The sequence below is a fragment of the Nocardioides carbamazepini genome, assembly GCF_024614185.1.
Taxonomy (GTDB): Bacteria; Actinomycetota; Actinomycetes; order Propionibacteriales; family Nocardioidaceae; genus Nocardioides; species Nocardioides carbamazepini.
In genome coordinates, this window is the sequence record NZ_JAHTLF010000024.1 from 1 (window position 1) to 23,533 (window position 23,533).

The window sequence follows — 23,533 nt, forward strand, 5'->3', positions numbered from 1 at the left end:
CCACACCCCGCGCCCCAGAACACCCGCCCCGTCGCGGGGGCGCGTGGGGGGCCCCCTCCGGGCGGGGATACCGGGTGCGGGGGCTCCTGGCCGCGCCCCCGACCCCCCCGGGCGGGTGGGGGGGACCGCCCCCGGCCCTAACGCGGGGGGCGCGCCCGCGCCGGGCCCCCGCCGCCGTCGTACGTCCGGGGTCGGCGTGAGTACCGGGACGGTCGGGGCGACGACCGGGGCCGGACGCATGGCAGCGGTCACCGTCTGCGGCGCCACGGCGGGAATGCTGCTGCTGGACATCCACAAGGTCTCGCTCGCCATCCCCTCCATCGAGCGGTCCCTGGGCGCCGGACCAACCGGGATCCAGCTCGTCTCAGCCGCCTACGTCGTCCTGTTCGCCATCACACTCGTCCCGGCCGGGCAGATCGGAGACCGCGGCTACCGGATGCGCCTGGCCTACCTGGGCCTGTGGGGCGGACTGCTGGCCGGCCTCATCTGCACGCTGGCCCCCAGCATCGAGGTGCTGGTGCTCGGACGAGCCCTGGCCGGCATCGCGGCAGGAATGCTGATGCCCCAGATGATGGGCATCGTCCAGCAGCTGTTCGAGCCGGCCGAACGGGGTCGCGCCTTCGGCCGGTACGGCGTGTGCGTGAGCCTCGCGACGGCGCTCGGGCCCAGCCTGGGTGGCGTCCTGATGGCGCTGCCCCAGCTCGGCTGGCGTGGGGTGTTCGCGCTCAACGTGCCGATCATCCTGGGCCTGCTCGTCGCGGCGTACCGGGTACTGGACGGCGTGGCTGCCACGCGGGCCGAGGAGCAGCACCGCCTCGACGTGGACCTGACCGGGGTCCTCCTCGGCAGTACGGCGTTGGTGCTCGTGCTCGCACCGCTCGTCACCACGACGGGCCGGGCAGACGACTCGCCCGCACGGTGGCTGGTCCTGGTGCCCGCCGCTGCGCTCACCGCGGCCTTCGTCGTGCACTGCCGGCGCCGCAGCGCCCTCGGCCGCACCAGCGTGGTGGACCCCCGCCTGCTCCGGATCGCGACGTTCCGCAGCGGCGTGCTGGTCTCGCTCACCTGGTTCGCCAGCGGTCCCGGCGTCAACCTGGCGCTGATGATCTACCTCCAGTCGGCGCGCGGCCTGAGCGCCCTCGAGGTCGGCCTGCTGACCCTGCCGGCGTCGCTCACCTCGGTTCTCGGCGCCCACCTGGGCGGTCGGCTCGTCGACCAGTGGGGCCGGGCCCTGACCGTCGCCGGGATCCTGGTCTCGGCGGGCGGAGTGCTGGGTGTCCTCGGTCTGGTCCGGGCCGAGGCGCCGACCGCGACCTTGGCGGTCGCCCTCCCCTGCCTCCAGCTGCTGTCGGGCCTCGGGGCAGGGCTCGTCGTCTCGCCGAACCACACCCTGACTCTGCAGGACGTGCCCCGCGACCGCGGCAGTGCCGCCGGCGCCATCGGCCAGCTCGGGCAGCGGATCGCCAACAGCCTCGGGGTCGCGAGTGCCTCGATGGCCTACTACGCACCGGTCTACGGCGCCGGTCTGAGCCTGCAGTCAGCGCCGGAACAGGTCCACCGCACCGCGCTCTTCAGCGCTACAGCCGTCGCCCTCGGCTTTCTCGTCGTCGCGCTGCTGGTGGCCGTACGTGACCTCGTCCTGGCACGTGCCCGACCTGGTGTCCACCGTCCACCGGGTCGTTGAGGGGTGGTCGCTGCCGCGATCTCCACCACGGGACCTGACCGAAATGCCGCAGAAATGCAACCGAATCACCCTCGCCTCATGATGTCGCTACCGTCGCCTCCGGATCGGGCGAGAGACTCGTGCCGACCGGTCGGACGGAGGTCGTGGATTGCGGGACGACAGGCGGCACCGTCCCCAGTTCCGCGACCGGTCCGTCTTCGACGGTCTGGCTCGGCGCCGGGTCGACCAGGTCGATCTGGTCGCCCATTCCGTCGCGGTCCTCACTCCCTCGCTGAGCGCCCTGGGTACGGGGCTGGCCCTACCGGCCATGGTCGGGCCGGGCTTCTGGGTGAGCACCCTTCTCGGGTTCGGTCTCGCGGCGTTGCTGGCGCTGGTGTTCGACCAGTTCGCCTCCCGCTTCAACGCCGCCGGTTCTCTCTACACCTACGTGGCCAAGGGCCTCGGCACGTCGATCGCGCTCGTGGTCGGCGTCGCGATGGTCCTGGGCTACGGCGCGCTAGCCGGGTTCGGTCTGACCGGTGGCGCCCGCCGGCTCGAGGCCGCGTGGATCGCCAGCGGCGGCGACGAGCCCGGCGAGCACACCGGCCTGCTGCTCGTGCTGCTCCTCACCGCCGTCTGCCTGTTCGTGATCCATCGCGGCATTCACTGGTCGACTCGCGCGGCGTTGGCGACCGAGGTGGTGAGTGTGTCGCTGCTGGTCGTCATCCTCGCTCTGTGGCTGATCCGCTACGGCGTACCGGGCCCCGAGGTCTTCTCGCTGGCAGGTGCGTCGCCGGAGCGGATCATGGCCGGTGCCGCGCTGATCGCCACCCTCACGGTCGCCTTCGAGAGCTGCGCCTCGCTGGGACTCGAGGCCGATCGGCCCTTGCGGGCCGTTCCGGTCTCGATGCGCATCAGTCTGCTCGTGGCAGGCGGGCTCTTCTTCGCTGCGAGCCTGGTCGGCACCGTCCAGCCCACTCGCGACTCCGCCATCACGTGGCGCTGGTTCGCCGTCGGGCATCAGGTCTCCCGCCTCGACGCCGCTGCGCTCGTCATCCTCGGCATGTCGATGGTGGCCCTCGCGCTGTGCGTGTGGACGGCACTGTCACGACTGCTGTTCTCCTTCGCACGCGAGGGCATCGTGTGGGCCGGCCTGGGGCTCACCAACCCCCGCGGCGTTCCCGTCGTCGCCACCTGGTGCGTGGTCCCCGTCGCCCTGGCCGGCCCCCTGGTCGCGTGGGTGATGGGGAGGAGCGCGTCCGCAGCGTCTTGGAACCTGCTCCAGGCCACCACCGTCATCATGTGCATCACCTATGCCTGTACAGCGCTGGCGCTGGTGCCCTTCCTGCGCTCGCTCGACGAGCTTCGGCCGGCGACGGCGGCGCTGGCGATCCTGGCCCTGCTGGGGGTGGGCAGCGTCACCTGGCGCTGGGCGACCGGCAACTTCTCCTCCCTTGCGGTCTCCTTGGTGTGCGGCACCGTCGTTCTCGGTCTGGGTTGGCGAGTCGTGCTGGGCGTCCTCCTCCCCCGCCGGCTTCGCCGGGTGGGCACGCACGAGGAGCCACTGGCGTGCGACGTGCTGATCCCCGCGGCGCCGGAGGACCATCCTGACCGCCGGTGACGGGGGCGACGGCTTCCTGGCACGCCAGCCCGCAGCCGTCGACAGCGCCTTCGCGGTGCTCGAGGCCGTGGCCGAGCTGGGGGCAGGGGTGAGCACGCGCGAACTGGTGGATCGGCTGCCGATGTCGCGGGCGACCGTCTACCGGATCCTGAAGCACCTGGTCGCCCAGGAGTACCTGGTCAGGACGCCCGACCTTCGCGGCTTCGCCCTGGGCGCGCGCGTACGGGCGCTCGGCGTCGCGGCCGCCGGCCTGATGGAGCCCGAGTCGGCCGAGACGGCGGGCTGAGCGTCCCGGTCGTCTCATTTGGACTCACACCGTCGTAGCGCCGGCGGAACGGTTCCGGCACCCAGCGGTGATCGACTCGGGTCCAGGTCGGCTCGTGCGGGTCGGCCCTGAGTGACCTGAGCGAAGAGAGAGTCCATGTACACACGAATTCCCCAGTTGCGGAGCGGGATGCGCCGGGCCGGTTCGGTGCTGCTCGCCGGATCGGTCCTGTCGGCCGGTGCGGTGACGGCAGTGACGGCCGCACCTGCGAGCGGAGCCGTCGACGCTTCGGCGCTCATCCTGGCGGACACCGATCGGGACGGGGTGCTGAGTGCGGCAGACGCCGAGGGCCGCGACGCCTGGTCGCAGGACCGAGGCGCCTTGTTCCTGGCGAACCTGGACGACGACACCAGCCGGTGCCCGACGATCGCCGCCCACGGCAGTCAGCTCACCGACGTCCAGCTGGCGTCGTGCAACGACGCCGCCGACCGGACCGTCAACGGAGACACCGACGTCAAGGACCTCGCCCGCGTCCAGGTGCAGCCCGTCGACACCGACGAGGTCGGCTCGATTCGCGTCGAGCTCCGCGGGGTCGGTGCGGCCAAGGTCAACGTCTTCGTCAAGGGCGGTGACGGCGCCTCGGCAGAGGACTGGACCCCGCTGGCCGCCAACGGCGCCCTGCCCGCCGGCCTGATCGGCGAGGGTGTCGAGCTCGGGGTCGAGGGCAAGGACATCATCCGCGACGGATCGTGGGACGGCACCGTGGTCCTTCGGGTCGTGCATCGCCGTGGCACGACGCAGGTCGCCACCGACCAGGTGGAGATGCGGGTCGCGCCGCTGCTGTTCGCCACCGATCGCATGCCGATCCAGAAGCTCTACATGGCCGACAACGAGACGTCCGTCTACGAAGGGGCCGAGCTGCCCGAGCCGACGGCGGGACTGCTGCGCAGCCAGCACAACGCCGAGGCCCTGGCGACCGACTTCCTGGCGGGCATGGAGCGCATGGGCGCCGATGTCGAGCTGGAGCGGCTGCCCAGCCTGCAAGGCGCCCGCGGTGGCGGCAACGGGACCGACATCTGGACGCAGGACATCATGGAGCCCGGGCTCATGTCGATCCCGTCCGCCGAGGGCGAGCAGCAGATGCGCGTGTTCGTCCGGGCGCCGGTGCGCGACGGTCGCGACAATGCCGGTGGCAACCCGTTCCGGCAGACCGGGCGGGTGGTCTTCACCGAGCTGCGGGGGCCCGACGTCGCTGGCATCCAGCACTTCGATCCCGCCTACGTGCCGCCGACCATCCCCGGGATGAGCTACGACAGCCGCGGCTCCACCGGCAACTACGGCACGATCCCGGCCTACGAGCACGACGGCAAGAGGTACCCGCTCGGCCGCAAGGTCCTCGGGGCCGTACCGGGGACGGAGTACACGGCTGATCCTGCCTTCAACAAGATGCTCGAGCTGCAGGGCTTCCAGGACCCGATCACCCTGGACACGAGCTGGCTGAGCGTCGGTCACATCGACGAGTTCATCTCGGTGATCCCCGCCGACAACGAGCGCGGCTGGGCTCTGGTCGCCGCGGACCCGCAGCTGGCCATGAACCTGCTCGAGGAGCTCGTCGACGCGGGCCGCGGTGACGAGCAGCTCTACGCGCCCTACGGCCTGGTGCCGCCGACCGGATCGAACCCGCCGAGCATGACGGTGGCCGAGGCGGTCAGCGACGCGCGGATCATCAGTGGCGTCGCGATCGGCCACGCCGGCGTCAACCGTGGACTGCGCGTCCTTCGCGAGGAGGTCGGACTCACCGAGGACGACATCATCCGCGTCCCCGTGCTCTACCGCGACAACGGGTACGGACGGGTCGGCGTGCAGATTCCCAACGCCGCCAACCTGATCGGCACGGGCCACAACGTGGTCTTCATCCCCAAGCAGCACGTGCCGGCGGTCGACGGCCAGGATCTGTTCCAGGCCGAGATCGAGACGCGGTTCGCCGAGGTCGGGACCGACATCCAATGGGCGGAGGACTACTTCTACACCAGCCGCAGCGGGCAGATCCACTGCGTCACGAACACCCTGCGCGACACGACCTACGGCGACTCGTGGTGGTCCGAGGGCGAGGAGCGGTCCGAGGAGCCGGGACCCCGGGAGTTCGTCGCGCTCTCACAGCCCGCGGTCTCCGGCGTACTCGAGGCTGGTCGGACGCTGACGGTCCATCAGGGCGCCCTGACTCCGTCACCGGACTCGGTCTCCTACCAGTGGTACCGCGGGACCACCGCGATTCCGGGCGCGACCTCCCCGCAGCTCGAGCTCAGCGCGGCGTGGGCCGGACAGACGATCCAGGTCGCGATCGTCAGCCGCAAGGCGGGCTACTCGACGCTGACCACGGTGACCACCATCGGCACGGTTCCGGGCAGCTTCACCCAGGCCAAGCAGCCCTCGGTGCGCGGTGTGAAGAAGGTCGGCCGGACGCTCACCGCCCGGCCGGGGTCGCTGAGCCCGGAGGCATCGAAGGTCAGCTACCGCTGGTACGTCGGCAACAAGCCGATCGCTGGTGCCACCACGTCGCGGCTGAAGCTCGAGAGGCGGTGGGCCGGCAAGTCCGTCAAGGTCGTGATCACGGCCCGGACGCCCGGCTACACGCCGCTCAAGACGACGCTCAAGGTGGGCAAGGTGCGTCGCTGAACCCCGGGACGCCGAACACCAGGCAGTAGCCGCAGACGCCCGTCCCTCCCGCGGTCCGCGGGAGGGACGGGCGTCTGCGAGGTCGAGGCACCGCGCAGAGTCAGATCGACACGGTTGTCGCTACCTCCACCGGCTTCTCCACCGACGCGGAGTCCAGCTCCGGCAGCAGCCGGTCCAGCCATCCCGGCAGCCACCAGTTCGCGTCGCCCAGCAGCTTCATGGTGGCCGGCACGAGCACCAGCCGTACGACGGTCGCGTCGAGGAAGATCGCCGTGGCCAGTCCCAGTCCCGTCATCTTGATCGCCGGGTCACTGCCCAGGATGAAGCCGGAGAAGACCGCCACCATGATCAGCGCGGCTGCGGTGATGGTGCGCCCGGTGTTGGCGATCCCCGCGACGACCGCGCGGGTGTTGTCGCCATGGCGGCGGTACTCCTCGCGCACCCGCGACAGCAGGAACACCTCGTAGTCCATGGAGAGCCCGAACAGGATCGCGAACATGAACAGCGGGATGAACGACACGATCGGCACCGTCGACTCCACGCCGATCAGCCCGGCCGCCCAGCCCCACTGGAAGACCATAACCAGCACGCCGTACGCCGCGCCGACGCTCAGCAGGTTCAGCAGGACCGCCTTCAGCGGCACCAGGACCGACCGGAACAGCAGCATGAGCAACAGGAACGACAGCACCAGCACCGCCGCGACGAAGCGCGGCATCCGCTCCTGCACCCGGTCACCGAGGTCGGCGAAGGTCGCGGTCTGGCCGCCGACGTGGGCGGTCGCCGCGGTGCCGTCGAGCACCGTGGGGATGACCTCGCTCCGCAGCCGCGCGACGGTCTCCTGCGTGGTCTCGTCCTGGGGCGACGTGGTCGGCTGGGCCACCAGGGTCGCCACGCCCGCGGCGACGTCGATGGTCGGCTCGCCGACCGAGGTGATGCCCGGGTCGGCCGCGACGGCCTCGGCGAGCGGCGTCACGACGGACTCGTCCCGCGAGATGTCGACGGCGATCACCAGCGGGCCGTTGGCGCCCGGGCCGAAGCCGTCGGCGATCAGGTCGTAGGCGCGTCGTTCGGTCCGCGACTCAGGCTTGGTCCCGTCGTCGGGGAAGCCCAGGTTGAGGGCGAGGACCGGCGCGGCCAGGGCGACCATGAACACCGCTCCTGCGACGAGGTACGCCGTGGCGTGACGCGTCACGTGGGTGCCCCACCGGGTCCAGCCGGCGCTCGGCCGGTGTGGCGTACGCCGGCGTCCGTTGATCCGGTGCCCCGCCAGTCCGAGGAGTGCCGGCAGCAAGGTGACCGAGGCGAGCACCATCACGAGCACCATCGCGGAGATGGCGACCCCGCCACCGGTCACGAACGGGATCCCCGCGACGAGCAGCCCGAGGATCGCCACGACGACGGTGCCTCCGGCGAAGATCACCGCCTGTCCCGCGGTAGCCAGGGCCCGGCCGACCGATTCGGCGACCGGCATCCCGAGGGCCAGGTTCTCCCGGTGCCGGGTGACCAGGAAGAGCGCGTAGTCGATGCCGACGCCGAGCCCGACCATCGCCGCCAGCTGCGGCGCCCACGCCGGGATGTCGACCAGGTACGTCACCAGCTTCATCGACGTGATGCCGATGACCAGGCCGAACAGCGCCATCCCGATCGGCAGCCCCATCGCGACGAACGAGCCGAAGGCGATCAGCAGGACGATCATCGCGACGACGATCCCCGCGACCTCCCCGAGCCCGGTGGGTGCCTCCTCGAACGCGAAGAACAGGTCGCCTCCGGCCTCCAGTGTCAGCTCCGACCCGTCACGCAGGTCGGCGACGGCGTCCTTGAGGTGGCCCAGGTCGGAGGCATCGAGGTGCTCGATCGCGGGGTACTGAACCCGCACGAGGGCGACGGTGCCGTCCGGGGAGACGTCGCTGGTCGTCATGAGCACGCGAGGAAGTGCCGCGAGAGCGGCCTCCACCGGCGCCAGCCGTGCCGCCGCGTCGTGGGCCTCGGCCTCGAGGACGACGTGGGCGGTGACCCCGCCCTCGTCGGCCTGGGCCTCCGCGAGCAGCTCCGCGGCCTGGTAGGAGTCGAGGCCGGGTGCCTCGAAGCTCTCCTCGAGGTCGCGCCCGAAGGCGACGGAGGAGGAGATGACGACGAGCGCGAGGACGACCCAGGCGCCGATGGCGACCCAAGGCCGGGTCGCGGCGGACCGACCGAGTCGGTGGAGGAGGTTCGACATGTCTCCACGGTGACCCGGCGGCGGACGATCCGCATCGGGCCAAGGACCGGCCAGCTCCTCAGCCGAAAGTACGACGAGCAGCTCGTGCTTGTGCCCCGTACGACGGGCGTCTCCGCTCTCTAGGCTGCAGAGGTGCCCACCGCCTTCGTCCGCTCGATCCTCGCCGAGCCCCGTGCCCCGGACCTTCCGGCACGGGCGTGGTGGGACTGGGCCCTGGTCGCCGCCCTGCTCGTCGCGGCCGCGGCCGAGGCGACCTTCCGCGCCGACGTACCGGCGCGGCCCCTGGCCACCGTGGTCGCGCTCCTGGTGATCCCGGCCCTGCTCTGGCGGCGTACCCATCCGCTCCGGGCGACCGCGATCGGCTTCGGCGGCGCGATGGTCATGCACGTCCCGATGCTCGTCGACGGCATCGCCAACGCCGGGCTCAACACCATGGTCTGCCTGCTGCTCCTGCCGTACGCCTTGTACCGCTGGGCCTCCGGCCGCGAGGCACTGATCGGTACGGCGATCGTCGCCGTACCGGCAGTCCTGGGTCTCGCGACCAGCGGGAACCTCGGGGACGTGATCGGTGGCACCACCGTGCTGGTCGCGGCGTTCGCCCTGGGGGCCGCGATGCGCTACCGGGCGGTGGCGCGCCAGCGCGAGGTGCAGCAGGTCCGGACACTCGAGCGCGGCGAGCTCGCCCGCGAGCTGCACGACACCGTCGCCCACCACGTGTCGGCCATCGCGATCCAGGCCCAGGCGGGCCGGGCGGTGGCCGCCATCGACCCGGCGTCGGCAGTCGAGGCGCTGGCGGTGATCGAGGCGGAGGCGTCCCGGACCCTGCACGAGATGCGCACGATGGTCCGGGTGCTCCGTGACGGCGAGGTGGCGGACTACGCACCGCAGCGCGGCATCGCGGACCTGGACGAGCTGACCCGGATGAGCCCCCTGGTGCGGGTGCACCGCGACGGTGACCTCGCCGACCTGCCGCAACCGGTGGAGACGGCGGTCTACCGGATCTGCCAGGAGGCGGTCACCAACGCGATCCGGCATCCGCTGAACGCCACGTCGGTCACGGTGGAGGTCACCGGGGACGTCGGCGTCGTACGGTTGCGTGTGCACGACGACGGCGAGGCGGCCCGCCCCGCGACCACCGTGGGCTACGGCCTGCTCGGGATGGCAGAACGCGCGAAGCTGCTCGGCGGCGTCTGTCAGGCCGGGCCGGATCCGACCGGCGGCTGGACCGTCGAGGCGACCCTGCCGCGGGAGATGGCCCGAGAGATGGCGCGGGAGGTGCCGCAGTGACCATCCGGGTGGTGGTCGCCGACGACCAGATGCTGGTCCGCACCGGGCTCACCACGATCCTCAACGCGCAGCCCGGGATCGAGGTCGTCGGCGAGGCGACGGACGGTCACGAGGCGGTGGCCGTGGCACGCGAGCTGCGTCCCGACGTCTGCCTCTTCGACATCCGGATGCCCGGCATCGACGGCGTCGAGGCCACCCGCCGGCTCGCCGGCCCCGGCGTCGAGAACCCCTTGGCCGTCGTGATCATCACGACCTTCGATCTCGACGAGTACGTCCATGGCGCCCTCAAGGCCGGCGCCCGGGGCTTCCTCCTCAAGGACGCCGGTCCCGAGCTGCTGGTCCAGGCGATCAACGCAGCCGCGAACGGCGATGCGCTCATCTCGCCCGACATCACCCGCCGCCTGCTCACCACGCTGGCCGGCCTGGAGCGAGCAACGCCCCCGGCCCAGCCGATCGAGCCGCTCACCGAACGGGAGGAAGAGGTCCTGCTCACCGTCGCCCGCGGGCGTACCAACGCCGAGATCGCCGAGGAGCTGCACATCACCCTGAGCACCGTGAAGACCCACGTCGCCGCACTGATGAACAAGATCGGTGCCCGCAACCGGGTCGAGGTCGCGATGTGGGCGTACGAGACCCGGCGCGTCCAGGGATAGGGCCGGGCGGCGGGGACGACGGCGTGGCCGTTCCCGTCACGTCGGCGGGGTGAGACGCGGCCGGAACAGTCCGAACGCCTTCAGGAGCCTCAGGCCGACGACCGGGAAGCGCCGGTGGAGCCAGGTGACGAGTGCGAGCTGCCAGGGGAAGATCACCTCACGTTGGTCTCTCCGGATCGCCTGCACCGTCCGACGCGCGACCGCCTCCGGTTCGAGCACGGGGAACCAGCTGGACATGCGGGGATACCAGCCCATGTCGGCGTCATTGCGCTCGAAGTAGCCGGTGTTGACCTCCGAGGGACACACGAGCGAGACGCCGACGCCGTAGCGGCCGACCTCCTCGCGGAGGCTGGTGGAGAGGCCGACGATGGCGTGCCTGGTGGCGGTGTAGGGAACCATGAACGGCAGCGGGAAGTAGCCCGCGGGACTGGTCATGTTGACGATGTGGCCCTCGCGGCGGCGGACCATGCCCGGAAGGACTGCCCGGCTGGCATGCAGCGCTGCCGCGAGCGGCAGGTCGATGGTCATCGCGATCTCGCGCTGCTCGATCTGCTGCAGGGGCTTGAACGTTCCCGCGCCCACGTTGTTGACGAGAATGGCCACCGGCCCGAGGTCGCGCTCCACGTGGGCGACCATGGCTTCGATCGCCTCCGGATCGCTCATGTCGCACGGATACGACCGGGCGGATGCGCCGATCTTCGCCGCCTCGGCCTCCAGGGCCTCACGTCCGCGTGCCACGAGCGCCACCTGTACGCCTTCGCGCGCCAGCTCCTCGGCGATCGCCGCACCGATCCCCATCGACGCACCGGTGACGATCGCGACCTTTCCCTCGAGTGTGCGCATGACGACTCAGGCGTCGTAGTCGACCGCGACCGACGGTGTCGTCGGACGGGACTGGCAGGTGAGCACGTGGCCGGCCTGGAGGTCAGCCGCGGAGAGGGCGAAGTTCTGCTCCATCGCGACCGACCCCAGCAGCACCTTCGCCTGGCAGGTGCCGCAGGCACCTCCGAGGCAGGCGTACGGCGCGTCCAGTCCTGCCTTCAGCGCCGCCTCGAGGACGGTGTCTCCGGCTTCCAGGGAGACTTCGTGCTGGCGGCCGCGCAGGGTCACGGAGGCCGCCGCGGAGGTGAAGCCGTCGGCGACCCTTGCCTTCTGGTAGCCGTGGAAGAGCTCGACATGGACGCGGTCCGGCTCGGCTCCTCGTTCGAGGAGCAGGTCGCGCAGGTCGCTCACCATGGCGACGGGACCACACAGGAACCACTCGTCGACGGTGCTCGTCGGGAAGTCGGCGCCGAGCCATCGTTCGAGCTTGGAGCGGTCGATGCGCCCCCGGAGATGAGCCGGGTGCCTCGGCTCGCGGGAGCGCACGTGGAGGTTCCGGAGCCGGTCCGCGTAGCGCGCCTCCAGGTCCGCCAGCTCATCGCGGAACATCGTGCTCTCGTCGTCCCGGTTGCCGTAGACCAGGGTGAAGCGGCTCTCGGTCTCGACGGCGAGTGTCGTGCGCAGGATCGAGAGGATGGGAGTGATGCCGCTGCCGGCGGCGATCGCCACGTAGTTCCTTCTCGCGAGCGGATCGAGCGGCGTGCCGAAGGAGCCGGTGGGGGTCATCAGCTCGAGCGTGTCGCCGGCGCGGAGCCGGTCCATCGCGAACGTGGAGAAGGCGCCCTCGGGAATGTGCTTCACGGCGATCTCCAGGCTGCCGGAGGTGGCTGCCGAGCAGATGGAGTAGTTGCGGCGTACCCCTTCGCCGCCGAGGTCGGTACGGACCGTGACGTGCTGCCCGGGCTCGAAGGAGAACTTGTCGAGCAGCCGGTCCGGTACGTCGAAGCGGATCAGCACACTGTCGGCGGTCAGCCGATCGACGCCGGCGACGGGGACCGGATGGAACTCCGCGGCCCGGGCGGAGGATCGCTTCGGCATCCGCACCGGGAGAAGGCGGGCCAGCTTGCCGTTCAGCCGTTTCCACTCGCGGTACTCGTCAGCGTCCAGCTGCTGGCCGAACACCGTGCCCACCGCGGCGTCACGCTCGAGGTATGCCTCCTCGTTGCGCCGCCACGCCGCGACGTAGCGGTAGAACGGGATCGAGGGGTGCAGGTGGTGCACCAGGTGGTAGTTCTGCGAGAGGAGCAGCGGGGTGAGGACCCACTCGGAGCCGACGCGGTTGCGGGTCGCGCGGTAGCGGTTCTCCTGCTGCGTGTCCTCGAGGTCGTGGTGGGGCAGCCAGTCGAACCACCAGGCCAGGACGAACATGGCGACCCGCTCGGGGATCAGGTAGAGCACCGCCAACGTCCACAGGTGACCGGTCAGCGCGCATGCGACGATCACGGAGACGCTCAGGACCATCAGCAGCGACGTCTCCAGCACCTCTGCCCGGGGCCGGCGCCTCACGTTGCGCACCAGGAAGGTCAGGTACGGAAGGTCCATCAGCGGAAAGCGCACGGGGACCTGCCACCACGGTGCGCCGCTGACGAAGTGATCCGGGTCGTTGTCGTCGTCGTTGGTGTTGCGGTGGTGCTCGATGTGGATGAACGCGAACGACCTGAACGAGATCAGCGACGACACGAACAGCATCGCGACCCGGCCGAAGGCCACGTTGACCCAGCGGTGCGTGCTGATCGAGTAGTGCGCTGCGTCGTGCAGCACCGTGAACAGCACGAAGATCGCGGTCGCGCTGAGCAGGATCGTCACCGGCTCCGCGAGCGCCCCACCCAACGCCGCCCATGTGGAGAAGGCGAAGAGCGCGAGGGCTGCGCAGAAGATGGCCACGATGGGCCACGAGATCGTCGGAACCCTCTCGCCCGGGTCAGGGAGCGCGTGACGAGAGGCGGCGGATTGCTCCGTGGTTGCTGACATGCCTGGCAACGTACGAACCAGGAACCGGCCCCGCGAGGGGTGCCGAGCCCATGCCCATGTGCGGGCAGCACATCACGATCAGGCCTGGCCCGACACCGGCGCCAGCACCACCGGGCCAAGGACCTGAGCCAGACGCAACGCAGCGTGCAGCTCGGCCACGCGCTCGGTCGCCGCACGCCCTCGTCGCTCCTCGGCCCGCCGCATCCGCTGGAGCACCGTGTTGCGATGCACCCCCAGCGCCTCGGCCGCCGCAGCCAGTCCGCCCTGCGCGTCGAGGACCGCGAGCAGCGCCCGTCGCTCCTCGTCCTCCCGCCGGCCCACGACCGCCAGGGCACCGAGCTCGGCAGCGACGAAGGACCGGGCCAGGTCCAGATCGCCGCTCATCGTGTCCACGAGCGCGATCCCCGCGTAGGACGTGACCGGTGCTGAGCGCCCACCGAGCTCGACGATCCGTCGTCCGCGCTGCGCCTGGACGTGCGAGGCCCGGAAGCCCCCGGCATCCTGCGCGGGCATGCCCACGGTGACCCGGACAGCATCCGGTACCTGCTCGACCAGAGACCGGAGATCGCTCTCCGCGACCCCAGGGGCGGCGGGCGTGGAGACCCATCCCCAGAGCGCCTGGGCCCCGTCCGGGACGAGCAGCGGGTGAGACGAGCCGAGCTGGGCGCCGACCGCTGCCCCCAGTCGCATGAGGTCGACATCATCACGATCGGTCCAGCAGACGAAGGCCGTCTGCCATCCGGTGAGCCGGTGGGACAAGGTGCGCTCCGCGCGGCGCAGGTCGACCCGTCCGCCCGAGATCAACGCACGCACCGCATCCGTCCTCGCTGCCCGGGCCCGGGTCTGGATACGGTCGAGCTCGGCGACGTACTCGGCGGCAACCTCGCTGGAGATGCGGTCGACGTACGCGAACGCGTAGCGCTGCAGGCTGTCCAGGACGTCGACCGCGAGGCCCGGGTCCGGCACGAGCTCGGTGATGCCGGCCAGGATTCGCTCGGTGAAGTAGGCGTGGCCCATGCGGTAGAAGCGCAACATCACGTCGACGCTGTAGCCACGGGCCGCCATGGCGCGGGCGTGCTCGAGCGCGGTGACCGGTGCTGCCGCGGCGCTCACGTCGATGCCGTGTCGCACCATCGACAGCGCCGCCTCGAGGTTCGACGAGCACGACCCCAGCGTCAGCCCACGGAGCTCGTCATCGGCGCTGGCCTCGGGGATCCGCTCGACGATGTAGGTGAGCATGTCGTCGGCGTACGAGGACACGTTCCCCAACAGCTCGGCCGCAGTACGGCGCAGCTGGACCAGCACCGACTCGGGAAGGTCTGCCTCCTCCCCCACGCTCACGCCCATGGTCGGAGACTATCGAGCGCTCTGGGTGATTGCGGATGCCGTCGACAACACCTGTGAGATCTGCCGAGCCGCCTACCCGTCCCGCTGCGTCCACGCCAGCCTCATGCACGGCACCATCGGCACCCAGTCCGACCGCGCGCGCATCCCCTACGCCGACGGCACTCTTTCCCTAGCGGTCGGGGAAGCCGGCATCGAGGTTCCGCACGCAGGTGCGGACCAGGTCGAGCAGGTCGGTGCGCTGACCCTCGGGGACTTCGTGGAGCATCCTGGCCTCGATGGCGTCGGCCACGACGTCGCACTGCGCGGTGACGGCATGTCCGTCCTCGGTGAGCGTCAGCTCCAGGATCTTGCGGTGGTCGCTGGACGGCGCGCGGTCGACGAGACCGCGGTCGACGAGGGCTGCGAGCACCTGGGTCATCGAGGCCCGGGTGACGCTTGCTCGCCGGGCGAGCTGGGCGCTGCTGAGGCCGCTGCGGGCACGCAGCATGGTGAGGGTGGCGTACTGCGGACGGGAGATCCCCAGCGGCTCGAGGCCCGCCTGCAGCTCGTTGCGGATCGCCCGGTCGAGGCGGCCCACGGCGTACAGCAGGCGCAGCTCCGCAGGACGCCGTTCCGGGGACACCGACACGTCGCGAACCCTATCGGCCGGCAGGGCGGCAGGCACGGGACTTCCGGTGAGGCCGCGGTCCGGGACGGGTGCGGACGCAGGGAGCGAGGGCTGGTGGGCGGAGACGCTCACACCACACGCTCAGAGCGCGGCCACGGCCGCGACGACCGCCACCGAGCGGTCGATGACACCGAAGCGGTGGAAGAGATCGGCGGCGTGCTGCTGCTCGGCCACCACCTCGCCGCTCATCGGGTGCACGCCCCAGTGCCGCCGGGTCAGTGCGGGCAGCCAGGTCTCGGGGTGACCGCCGCGCTTGCTCGTCGAGAGCAGGGCCGCCACCTCCTCGACGTGCTCCGCGGCCCACTGCTCGGTGGCGCCGAGCGCGGCGACATAGGCAGCGACGGTCTCGGGGTTCTCGCGGACCCAGGCCCCGCGGCCGAAGAACATCGACCGGTTGTGCACCAGGGACTCCGTCGGCGCGACGACGCGGACGTCGACCAGCCCGGCCAGGCCGGTGTACGTGGGGTCGACGAGCAGCCAGGCGTCCGCACCGGTGTCGAGGAACTCCTGCGCGTGCGCCGTCGCGGGGACGTCGAGGATCGTCACGTCATCCCAGGCGATGCCGGCACGGTCGACCGCGACGGCCAGCGCGTGGGTCTGCCAGGACCCGACCGCGAAGGCGATGGAGCGCCCGGCGAGGTCGGCGAGCTCGCGGATCGGCGAGTCGGCGGGCACGACGATCCCGCCGGGGTCGGGGTGCGACTCGGACGCGGCGAGGTAGACCACGTCGAGGCCCTCCGCCTGCGCGCTGATCGGCGGGGTGGTGCCGGTCGCTCCCACGTCGATCGTGCCGTCGACCAGGTAGGGCATCGTCTGGCGGCCGTCGTCGTAGGTCACGAACGCGACGTCGGTCACCGCGCGCAGCGACGCCTGCAGGTGCGGGGTGTGCGCGAGGATCCAGGTGGCGAGGTTGTTGGGGTGGGTGCCGATCGTGATGCTCATCAGTCGTCCTTCGTAGGGTTGAGGGCGGGCGGATGCGGAACGGTGGTGCTGTCGGTGAGGCCGGTGCCGTCAGTCCCGTCAGTGCCGTCTAGGAGCGCCGCGGAGGCCAGGAGCGGCCGGCGGTCGGCCCAGTCGGCGACCGTGAAGGAGTCGGCGACGATGTTGTGGCGCACCAGGAACCGGCGCTGGTCCTCCAGGAGGTCGAGCCAGGTGTCGGGCAGGGCGGGCTCGAGGCGGGCGTGCAGATCGGGGCCGTACGCCCGTGCGACACCCGCCGGGCTGGATCCGGTCTCCTCGGTGACGACGGCGGCGACCTCGGCCGGGTGGGAGGCCGCCCACCTGGCGGTGCGGCGCAGGGTGGCGACGTACTGCGCGACGATGTCGGGACGCTCGTCGAGCAGCGCGGCGCTGACCGTCAGGGTCCGCGGCGTCCCGTTGTTGACCTGGCCCCGGCGATCGTCGCCGGTGGCGAGGTCGTGGAGCACGACCAGGTCGGCGGCGGCCAGGGCGTCCGCCCCCGGCGCGCCCTTGAGGTAGGCGACATCGCCGAGTCCCTCCTCGAGCGCGCGGAGGGTGGAGCCGTAGAAGCCCTCCGCTCCGGTGTCGGTGACGCCGGGCAGGGCCGAGGGCACGTCGACGAGCACGATGTCGCGCAGGTCGAGCCCGTGCGCGCGCAGCGTCGCGTCGATGCCCCTCAGCGCCATCGCGCGGAAGAAGTCGACCCGGTCGCCGCCGTGGGTGGGCAGGACCACCCGCGCTCCGGCCAGGTCCGAGGCGTCCCGCAGTCCGCTGTCCCGCCGGGCGACGATCGCCTGCATCTCGGGTACCCAGGTGAGGCCGATCAGCCGGGTGTCCTCACCGCGGCCACGTGCCCAGAGCGCGGGGACGTTGCCGCCCTCCCGGAACAGCGCGGGCAGCCGGTGGTCGAAGTGCGCCTCGCCCGCCGCCGTGCCGGTGATCGAGGCGACCCGGGCCCCGCACCGGGCGAGGCCCTCGGACAGCAGCCCGGTGTCGATGGCGACGCCAGTGGCGGTCGGGACCGGGCATCGGGTGCACCAGACCGCCACCGGCGGGGCCGACGCCGTCACGACGCGACCGCCCGCGTGTCGACATCGGTCGAGGGCTCGCCGGTGAGCTGGGCGAGGAAGCGCCGCGCCCGTGGGTGCTGCGGATGCTCGAGCACCTCCGCCGGTGTGCCGACCTCGACGATCCGGCCCTCGTCGACGAAGGCGACCCGGTCCGCCACGTGGCGGGCGAAGTCGAGCTCGTGGGTGACGACCAGCATCGTCATGCCGGCCCGGGCCAGGTCGCGCATGACACCGAGGACGTCGGCGACGAGCTCGGGGTCCAGCGCGCTGGTCGGCTCGTCGAAGAGCATCACCTTGGGGTCCATCGCCAGCGCGCGGGCGATGGCGACCCGCTGCTGCTGTCCACCGGAGAGCTGACGCGGATAGGCATCGGCACGGTCGGCGAGGCCGACCTGGTCGAGCAGCTCCAGCGCGGTCGCCCGGGCCCGGGCGACGCTCCGGCCGCGGACGGCGACGGGAGCCTCGATGACGTTCTGCAGCACCGTCAGGTGCGGGAACAGGTTGAAGGACTGGAAGACCATGCCGATGTCGGCCTGCTGGCGACGCAGCTCGCGTGGGGCGAGGGCGCGCAGCGCGTCGGGGCGGCGTCGGTCGGGGCGGAAGCCGATCAGATCGCCGTCGATGTGGACCGTGCCGCCGTCGGGGCGTTCGAGCTGGTTGACGCAGCGCAGGATGGTGCTCTTGCCGGAGCCCGACGCGCCGAGCAGGCAGACCACCGCGCCCACGGCCACGTCGAGATCGACGCCATGCAGGACCGGCTGGTCGCCGAAGGACTTCCGTAGGCCGCGGATGGTGACCCGGGGCGCAGGGATGGTGCTCATGGTGCCTCCTTGCCGAGCGAGGGGACGAGCCTGGCTCGCGTGAGGGCGCGCCTGGCCCGCTGGACCGGGGTGGGAGTGAGCCCGTTGCGCGAGCCGCGCGCGAAGTGCCGCTCGACGTAGTACTGGCAGACCGACAGGACGGTGGTGACGAGCAGGTACCAGAGGGTGGCGACCAGGAGGAGCGGCACCACCTGGTAGGTGCGGTTGTAGACGAACTGGACGGAGTAGAGGAGGTCGCCCACCGCGATCACGCTCACCATCGAGGTGCCCTTGAGGGTGCCGATCAGCAGGTTGCCGGTGGCCGGGACGATGCTCCGCATCGCCTGCGGGAGCACGATCCGGCGGAAGATCCGGCTGCCGCTCATCCCGAGCGCGGTGCCGGCCTCGGCCTGGCCGCCGTCGACGGCGAGGATGCCGCCCCGGATGATCTCGCCGGCGTGGGCAGCCTCGTGGAGGGTGAGTCCGAGGACCGCCGCGGTCGTGGCGCTGATCAGGTCGTTGGAGCTGGCCTCGAGCAGCGCCGGACCGCCGGGGATGCCGAGCGTGATCTTCGGGTAGAGATAGCCGATGTTGAACCAGAACAGCAGCTGTACCAGGACCGGGACCGACCGGAAGAACCACACGTAGGCCCAGCTGACGGCCTGCAGCACAGGATTGCGCGACAGCCTCATCGCCGCGATCCCGATGCCGCCGAGGAACCCGAGGGCGGTCACCACCGCCGTCAGCCACAGCGTCAGCCACAGGCCGTCCAGCACCTGGGCCGTGGTGAGGTACTCAGCCACCACGTCCCACTCCATGGCAGGATTGCGGGCCAGGGACAGCACCAGGGCGACGACGAGCGCGGTCGCGACCAGCCCGCTGACCCAGGTGAGGGGACGGCGGCGGTCGAGAAGGACCGGGCCCGCGACGCCGCTCATGCCAGCCCCAGGATCGCGCAGGTGACGCGGGCGGTCGCGACCCGCCGCTCGAGGTCGTCGGTGACGACAACCTCGTACGACGCTCGGGTCCGGCCGCGGTGGAGGGCGGCGGCCCGCGCGGTGACATCGCCGTCCCGGACCCCTCGATGGTGGGTGATGTTGAGCTCGACGCCGACTGCGACGGCACCGAGCCCGGCGGCATGGAGACTCGCGGCCTGGGAGGCCGTGCTCTCGGCCAGCATGCAGGACGCGCCCCCGGCCAGCAGCCCGGCCGGCTGGCGGTTGCCCTCGACCGGCATCCGGGCGACGACCAGGTCCGCCGACGCCTCGAGCACCTCGATGCCGAGGCGCTCGCGCAGGAGGCCGGTGGCCGGCGGAGTGACGGTCATCGCCGCGCTCCCGTGGAGGCGAGGTCGGTCAGGATGCGGGTCACGCTGGTGATCTCCTCGGTGGTGGTGAAGGGGGCGACACAGAGGCGGGTCGCGTCGACCGCGGCCACGTCCCGCGTCAGGACGCCGGCCGCGCCGAGCTGTCGAGCGACCTCGACCGACGGATGGCCGGCCACCCGAACGCTGACCAGGCCGGCGTGCCGATCGGGCGTGAGGACCGTGATGCCGGGCACGGCAGCGAGCCCGGCATGCAGCCGGGCCGCGCCGTCGGCGACGCGCCGCGCCAGCCACGCCTCGCCGTACGACGCGCGCCAGGCCAGAGCGGCGAGCAGCCCGGCGACCTGGACGCCGCTCGGCAGACGGATGTCCAGGGCGGGGGTCGGGTCCCGGGAGACGAGGACGCCCGTGCCCTCGGGGCCGCACAGCCACTTCTGGCCGGGCAGGGCGTAGAAGTCCGCCCCGCTGGCGGCGACGTCCACGGCGAGGGCGCCGGCCGCCTGCGCTCCGTCGACGATGAGCACTCCCCCGCGCCCGCGCACGAGATCGCCCAGGTCGGTGACCGGCAGCAGGCTGCCGGTGGCGTAGGCGACGTGCGAGACGACGGCCAGCCTGATCCGGTCCGGCAGCCGGACGGCGACCGCGTCGGGCACGTCCGCGGGGCCGACGCCGTCGAGGTCGACGACGAGCAGTCGGGCGGCCCGCTCGGCGGCCAGCTCGCGCAGGAAGGCCAGCACCTCGGGGTGCTCCATCGACGTGGTGACCACGACATCGCCGGTGGCGATGTCCGCTGCCCCGGCGGCGCGGCGGATCCCGTCCACGGTGCCGGCGGTGAGCGTGCACTGCTCGGGCCGTACGCCGAGCAGGGTGGCGAGCGCCTCCCGCAGCGCGTCGCGACGCTCGGCCAGCAGCCGGAAGCGCCGTCCGGTGGCCCGGCCGCGGGCGAGGTCCGTGTCGAGCGCCTCGACCATGGCGCCGTGCACCGGCGTCGGCAGCGGACCGGCCGTGCCGGTGTTGAGATAGACGAGCCGCTGGATCGCCGGCAGGTCGGCGCGCAGCGCCGCAACCGGGTCGGGCGCGGTCATCGCGCGCCTCCGGATCGCGCTTCCCCGGCCGGAGCGATCGCGCGGCGGTTGGCGGCATGCAGGATGTCGTCGGCGGCGTCGACCGCCCCCGCGAACGTCGCCGGAGCCCCGGTCGAGCGCAGCCGGCGCAGCCAGCCGTGGGTCGCCCGCAGGGCATCGGCGGGCAGTGCGGCGATCGCCGCGGCGAGGGAGACGGCGGTGTCGAGCTCGTCGCCGTCGGCGACCACCCGGGCGGCGAGACCGAGGCGCACCGCCTCCTCGGCGCCGACCCATCGGCCGGTGAGGACGAGGTCGGCCGCGACCTGCGCCCCGACCCGCTGATGGAGCAGCCAGCCGCCGAGGATCGCCGGCATGCCGGCGGCCAGCTCGCGCATGGCCAGCCGGCCGGACCTGCCGACGACGACCAGGTCGCTGTGCAACAGCAGCTGGAAGGACGCGCCCACGGCGATGCCCCGCACCGCGGCGACCACCGGCAGCGCGCCGTCGGCCAGGGTGCGCTGCAGGCGCAGCATCGCCGCCTGGTGCCGGTCACGCTGCTCGACCGATCCCTCGGCGAGCTCGCGAACGTCGATCCCGGCGCCGAAGGCGCGCTCGCCGGCCCCGGTCAGCACCACGACCCGGGTGCGATCGTCCGTGGCCCGGGCCACGAGCTCGTCGGCGAGCTGGTCTGCCAGGGCGGCCGAAAGGGCGTTGAGTCGCTCGGGCCGGCTCAGGGTGAGCACGGCGACGCCGTCCGCGGGCTCGTCGACCCGGAGCACCTGCGCGCTCACGCGGCCGGCTCGCCCGGTCGCGGGACGACGGTGGCGGTGTGCTCCCCGACCGCCGGGACCCGGCGGGGCAGGATCCGCTCGTCCCAGCCGCCGAAGCGCAGGGGCGTGCGCACCAGGCGCAGTGCGCTGCCGTCGTGGTCCGAGCCGCCGACGAACGAGTCGTCGGGCGCGGCCGCGACGGCATCGGCGTAGGTTGCGATCCGGCCGGCCGTCAGGCCGGCCTCGGCGAAGACCCCCAGCCACTGCGCCACCGTCCGGGTGCCCAGGACGGACTCGATCGCGGCGGTGAGCTCCTCGCGGTGCGCCACCCGGGCGCCGACCGTGGCGAACCGCTCGTCGCCCGCCCACTCAGGATGACCGAGCAGCTCGGTGAGCCGAGTCCAGTGGGTCGGCAGGTGGGCGGAGAGGACCAGGTCGCCGTCCGCGGCGCGGAACACGTCGGCGGGCGCGGCGTACGGCGCGGCGTTGCCGACCCGCTCTGGCTCCTGACCCGACTCAAGGAACTCCGCGAGGGGTTGGGCCTGCAGGTGCAGCCCGACATCGCGCATCGAGACGTCGACCTGCTCGGCCCCGCCGCCACGCTCGCGGCCGAGCAGCGCAGCCACGATGCCCAACGCCAGCACGTACGCCGACGCGGCGTCGACGATGGGCAGGCCCACCTTGGTGGGCGGCTGGTCGGCCCCGCCAGTGACCGCCATCAGGCCGGTCTCCGCCTGCAGCACGATGTCGACGCCACCACGGTCCGCCTCCGCACCGGTTCCGAACGCCGACAGCCGTGCCACGACGACCCGCGGATTCACCTCGCGCAGTCGCTCGACGCCCAGGCCGAGGCGATCCATGACACCGGGCCGGAACGCGCTGACGACCACATCCGCCTCAGCGCACAGGTCGAGAGCCCGGGCGTGTCCCTCGGGCGTCTTGAGGTCCAGCACCACCGACCGCTTCATCACGTTGTACGCCGCGAACGACGGCGCGGTCAGGCCGTGCTCGACCCGACGGGAGCGGGCGTTGCGCATCGCGTCACCCGCGGCGTCCTCGACCTTGACCACGTCGGCACCCATCGCGGCCAGCAGGTCGCCGGCCGCGGGGCCGGCGATCAGCCGGGTGAGGTCGACGATCCTGATGCCGGCCAGTGGTGCCTGGCTCACGCGCCGAACCCGCTCGCCTGGTCGCCGACGTTGACGCCGGGCGCGATCTTGTTCGGCGTCAGACCCCAACGCTCGAACGCCTCGTCGTAGTAGCCGTCCTCGACCAGCCGCTGCAGCGCACCGGCAACCGCGTCACGCAGGCCGTCGTTGCCCTTGAGCAGGGTCCAGCCGAGCACCAGGTCGCCGGCCTCGGGAAGCTCGACCGCTTCGACCCGCTGGCCCTGGGACTGGTCCCAGACCACCGAGAAGTCGCTGCCGATGTAGGTGTCGATCCGGCCCGACGTGAGGGCGAGCTGCATGGCGGGCACATCGTCGAAGGTCGACAGCTCCGGCTCGTCCAGCCCGGCGTCGGCGCAGACCTCCTGGATCACGCTCAGCAGCGAGAACGAGCCCTTGACCTCGCCGAACGCCCTGCCGCAGACGTCCGTGGCGGCCTCGATGTGCTGCGGGTTGCCGGCCGCGACCAGCAGCACGTTGCCGGAGATGAGCGTGTCGACGAAGTCGTACTTCTGCTGCCGCTCCGCCGTGTCGCCGTTCGTCGAGGTCGTCAACGCCACCCGCCCGGAGTCGAGCGCCAGGAGCTGGGCCGCCGTGCTCGGGTAGATCTCCGAGTCGAACTCCAGCCCGAGCAGCTGCTCGACAGCCGCGATGAGGTCGGCGTTGAGCCCCTTCACCTCGTCCCCGTCGGCGCCCGGGAAGTTGATCGGCGCAAGGCCCACGCTCGTCGCGGTGGCGACACTCCCGGCATCGCGGATCTCCTGGGGAAGCAGTGCCACCAGCTCGGCGTCCGGTTCGAAGTCGGGCACGAGCTGCGGCTGCGTCGCCAGGTCGGTGGTGCCCTCACTGGCGCCGGAGGGCGGCGATCCCGCTCCCCCGGCGTCGTCACTGCCGCACGCGCTCAGCCCGAGCGACAGCGCGACGACGGCGGCCACGGCGACACCGAGCCGGGCCGAGCGGCGGGACCAAGGAGCAGTGGACATCGTGATGCCTTTCGTAGGTGTCCCGAGAGGAGGTGACCCCTGAATGCTAAGTCACCTAACACGCTAAACAAAAGGTCATTACGCGTGAACTGCTTCACACCGGCGCAGGTCCCCGGCCGCCGACCCTGGGGCCGGATCGGCGGCGT

20 protein-coding genes are annotated in these 23,533 nt (G+C 72.0%); 6 read left to right on the top strand and 14 right to left on the bottom strand.

What is annotated here, in order from left to right; genetic code table 11:
• Positions 1–238 precede the first annotated feature (238 nt).
• From KVF89_RS25035 to KVF89_RS25050, 4 genes are all read left to right on the top strand, one after another.
• Positions 239–1,684, top strand: coding sequence for an MFS transporter (locus tag KVF89_RS25035; protein WP_257429622.1), 1,446 nt, complete (start codon positions 239–241; stop codon positions 1,682–1,684).
• A gap of 148 nt (positions 1,685–1,832) precedes the next feature.
• Positions 1,833–3,284 (top strand): APC family permease, encoded by a 1,452-nt coding sequence (locus KVF89_RS25040; RefSeq protein WP_257429624.1) that lies wholly within the window; start codon positions 1,833–1,835, stop codon positions 3,282–3,284.
• 16 nt (positions 3,285–3,300) lie between these two features.
• Positions 3,301–3,570 (top strand): helix-turn-helix domain-containing protein, encoded by a 270-nt coding sequence (locus tag KVF89_RS25045; protein ID WP_257430059.1) that lies wholly within the window; start codon positions 3,301–3,303, stop codon positions 3,568–3,570.
• 135 nt (positions 3,571–3,705) lie between these two features.
• The gene (locus KVF89_RS25050) at positions 3,706–6,225 is read left to right on the top strand and encodes a protein-arginine deiminase family protein (protein WP_257429625.1); all 2,520 of its coding nucleotides are present in this window, start codon (positions 3,706–3,708) and stop codon (positions 6,223–6,225) included.
• Positions 6,226–6,325: 100 nt separating this feature from the next.
• Here the strand turns inward: KVF89_RS25050 and KVF89_RS25055 are convergent, their stop codons facing one another.
• Positions 6,326–8,443 (bottom strand): MMPL family transporter, encoded by a 2,118-nt coding sequence (locus KVF89_RS25055; protein WP_257429628.1) that lies wholly within the window; start codon positions 8,441–8,443, stop codon positions 6,326–6,328.
• 132 nt (positions 8,444–8,575) lie between these two features.
• Between KVF89_RS25055 and KVF89_RS30500 the strand changes: the two genes are divergently transcribed.
• Both KVF89_RS30500 and KVF89_RS25065 read left to right on the top strand, forming a co-directional pair.
• Positions 8,576–9,730 carry a sensor histidine kinase gene (locus tag KVF89_RS30500; protein WP_257429630.1) on the top strand — a complete coding sequence of 385 codons (1,155 nt, stop codon included), beginning with the start codon at positions 8,576–8,578 and terminating at the stop codon, positions 9,728–9,730.
• A complete protein-coding gene (locus tag KVF89_RS25065; protein ID WP_257429633.1) occupies positions 9,727–10,383 on the top strand; it encodes a response regulator in 657 nt (218 codons plus the stop codon). Before KVF89_RS30500 ends, KVF89_RS25065 begins: the two co-directional genes overlap by 4 nt.
• A 36-nt stretch (positions 10,384–10,419) precedes the next feature.
• Here the strand turns inward: KVF89_RS25065 and KVF89_RS25070 are convergent, their stop codons facing one another.
• The 13 genes from KVF89_RS25070 to KVF89_RS25130 all read right to left on the bottom strand — a co-directional run bounded on the left by KVF89_RS25070 (position 10,420) and on the right by KVF89_RS25130 (position 23,387).
• Positions 10,420–11,226 carry an SDR family NAD(P)-dependent oxidoreductase gene (locus KVF89_RS25070; RefSeq protein WP_257429636.1) on the bottom strand — a complete coding sequence of 269 codons (807 nt, stop codon included), beginning with the start codon at positions 11,224–11,226 and terminating at the stop codon, positions 10,420–10,422.
• A 6-nt stretch (positions 11,227–11,232) separates the two neighbouring features.
• Positions 11,233–13,236 carry a fatty acid desaturase gene (locus tag KVF89_RS25075; RefSeq protein WP_257429640.1) on the bottom strand — a complete coding sequence of 668 codons (2,004 nt, stop codon included), beginning with the start codon at positions 13,234–13,236 and terminating at the stop codon, positions 11,233–11,235.
• A 78-nt stretch (positions 13,237–13,314) separates the two neighbouring features.
• On the bottom strand, positions 13,315–14,583 hold the full coding sequence (locus KVF89_RS25080; protein ID WP_257429643.1) for an RsbRD N-terminal domain-containing protein: 1,269 nt from the start codon (positions 14,581–14,583) through the stop codon (positions 13,315–13,317).
• Between the two features lie 169 nt (positions 14,584–14,752).
• Entirely contained in the window at positions 14,753–15,211 is a 459-nt protein-coding gene (locus KVF89_RS25085; RefSeq protein ID WP_257429647.1) for a MarR family winged helix-turn-helix transcriptional regulator, read from the bottom strand.
• 120 nt (positions 15,212–15,331) lie between these two features.
• Positions 15,332–16,192 carry an ABC transporter substrate-binding protein gene (locus KVF89_RS25090; protein WP_257429650.1) on the bottom strand — a complete coding sequence of 287 codons (861 nt, stop codon included), beginning with the start codon at positions 16,190–16,192 and terminating at the stop codon, positions 15,332–15,334.
• Positions 16,192–17,280, bottom strand: coding sequence for an ABC transporter substrate-binding protein (locus tag KVF89_RS25095; RefSeq protein ID WP_257429653.1), 1,089 nt, complete (start codon positions 17,278–17,280; stop codon positions 16,192–16,194). The genes KVF89_RS25090 and KVF89_RS25095 overlap by 1 nt, the downstream gene beginning before the upstream one ends.
• On the bottom strand, positions 17,277–18,101 hold the full coding sequence (locus KVF89_RS25100; protein ID WP_257429656.1) for an amino acid ABC transporter ATP-binding protein: 825 nt from the start codon (positions 18,099–18,101) through the stop codon (positions 17,277–17,279). The genes KVF89_RS25095 and KVF89_RS25100 overlap by 4 nt, the downstream gene beginning before the upstream one ends.
• Positions 18,098–19,018 carry an amino acid ABC transporter permease gene (locus KVF89_RS25105; protein ID WP_257429659.1) on the bottom strand — a complete coding sequence of 307 codons (921 nt, stop codon included), beginning with the start codon at positions 19,016–19,018 and terminating at the stop codon, positions 18,098–18,100. The genes KVF89_RS25100 and KVF89_RS25105 overlap by 4 nt, the downstream gene beginning before the upstream one ends.
• A complete protein-coding gene (locus KVF89_RS25110; RefSeq protein WP_257429660.1) occupies positions 19,015–19,407 on the bottom strand; it encodes a PaaI family thioesterase in 393 nt (130 codons plus the stop codon). Before KVF89_RS25110 ends, KVF89_RS25105 begins: the two co-directional genes overlap by 4 nt.
• Entirely contained in the window at positions 19,404–20,489 is a 1,086-nt protein-coding gene (locus KVF89_RS25115; RefSeq protein WP_257429663.1) for an aminotransferase class V-fold PLP-dependent enzyme, read from the bottom strand. The genes KVF89_RS25110 and KVF89_RS25115 overlap by 4 nt, the downstream gene beginning before the upstream one ends.
• Entirely contained in the window at positions 20,486–21,259 is a 774-nt protein-coding gene (locus KVF89_RS25120) for an enoyl-CoA hydratase/isomerase family protein (RefSeq protein ID WP_257429666.1), read from the bottom strand. Before KVF89_RS25120 ends, KVF89_RS25115 begins: the two co-directional genes overlap by 4 nt.
• Complete coding sequence (locus KVF89_RS25125) at positions 21,256–22,407, bottom strand: CaiB/BaiF CoA transferase family protein (protein WP_257429669.1); 1,152 nt, start codon at positions 22,405–22,407, stop codon at positions 21,256–21,258. The genes KVF89_RS25120 and KVF89_RS25125 overlap by 4 nt, the downstream gene beginning before the upstream one ends.
• Positions 22,404–23,387 carry a transporter substrate-binding domain-containing protein gene (locus KVF89_RS25130; RefSeq protein WP_257429670.1) on the bottom strand — a complete coding sequence of 328 codons (984 nt, stop codon included), beginning with the start codon at positions 23,385–23,387 and terminating at the stop codon, positions 22,404–22,406. The genes KVF89_RS25125 and KVF89_RS25130 overlap by 4 nt, the downstream gene beginning before the upstream one ends.
• Positions 23,388–23,533: the final 146 nt, after the last annotated feature.

Bases quoted from the DNA above. Each gene is read 5' to 3' on its own strand.
- KVF89_RS25105 (WP_257429659.1), bottom strand. From the start codon at position 19,018: ATGAGCGGCGTCGCGGGCCCGGTCCTTCTCGACCGCCGCCGTCCCCTC.
- KVF89_RS25070 (WP_257429636.1), bottom strand. From the start codon at position 11,226: ATGCGCACACTCGAGGGAAAGGTCGCGATCGTCACCGGTGCGTCGATG.
- KVF89_RS25100 (WP_257429656.1), bottom strand. From the start codon at position 18,101: ATGAGCACCATCCCTGCGCCCCGGGTCACCATCCGCGGCCTACGGAAG.
- KVF89_RS25055 (WP_257429628.1), bottom strand. From the start codon at position 8,443: ATGTCGAACCTCCTCCACCGACTCGGTCGGTCCGCCGCGACCCGGCCT.
- KVF89_RS25080 (WP_257429643.1), bottom strand. From the start codon at position 14,583: ATGGGCGTGAGCGTGGGGGAGGAGGCAGACCTTCCCGAGTCGGTGCTG.
- KVF89_RS25090 (WP_257429650.1), bottom strand. From the start codon at position 16,192: ATGAGCATCACGATCGGCACCCACCCCAACAACCTCGCCACCTGGATC.
- KVF89_RS25115 (WP_257429663.1), bottom strand. From the start codon at position 20,489: ATGACCGCGCCCGACCCGGTTGCGGCGCTGCGCGCCGACCTGCCGGCG.
- KVF89_RS25035 (WP_257429622.1), top strand. From the start codon at position 239: ATGGCAGCGGTCACCGTCTGCGGCGCCACGGCGGGAATGCTGCTGCTG.
- KVF89_RS25130 (WP_257429670.1), bottom strand. From the start codon at position 23,387: ATGTCCACTGCTCCTTGGTCCCGCCGCTCGGCCCGGCTCGGTGTCGCC.
- KVF89_RS25110 (WP_257429660.1), bottom strand. From the start codon at position 19,407: ATGACCGTCACTCCGCCGGCCACCGGCCTCCTGCGCGAGCGCCTCGGC.
- KVF89_RS25075 (WP_257429640.1), bottom strand. From the start codon at position 13,236: ATGTCAGCAACCACGGAGCAATCCGCCGCCTCTCGTCACGCGCTCCCT.
- KVF89_RS25050 (WP_257429625.1), top strand. From the start codon at position 3,706: ATGTACACACGAATTCCCCAGTTGCGGAGCGGGATGCGCCGGGCCGGT.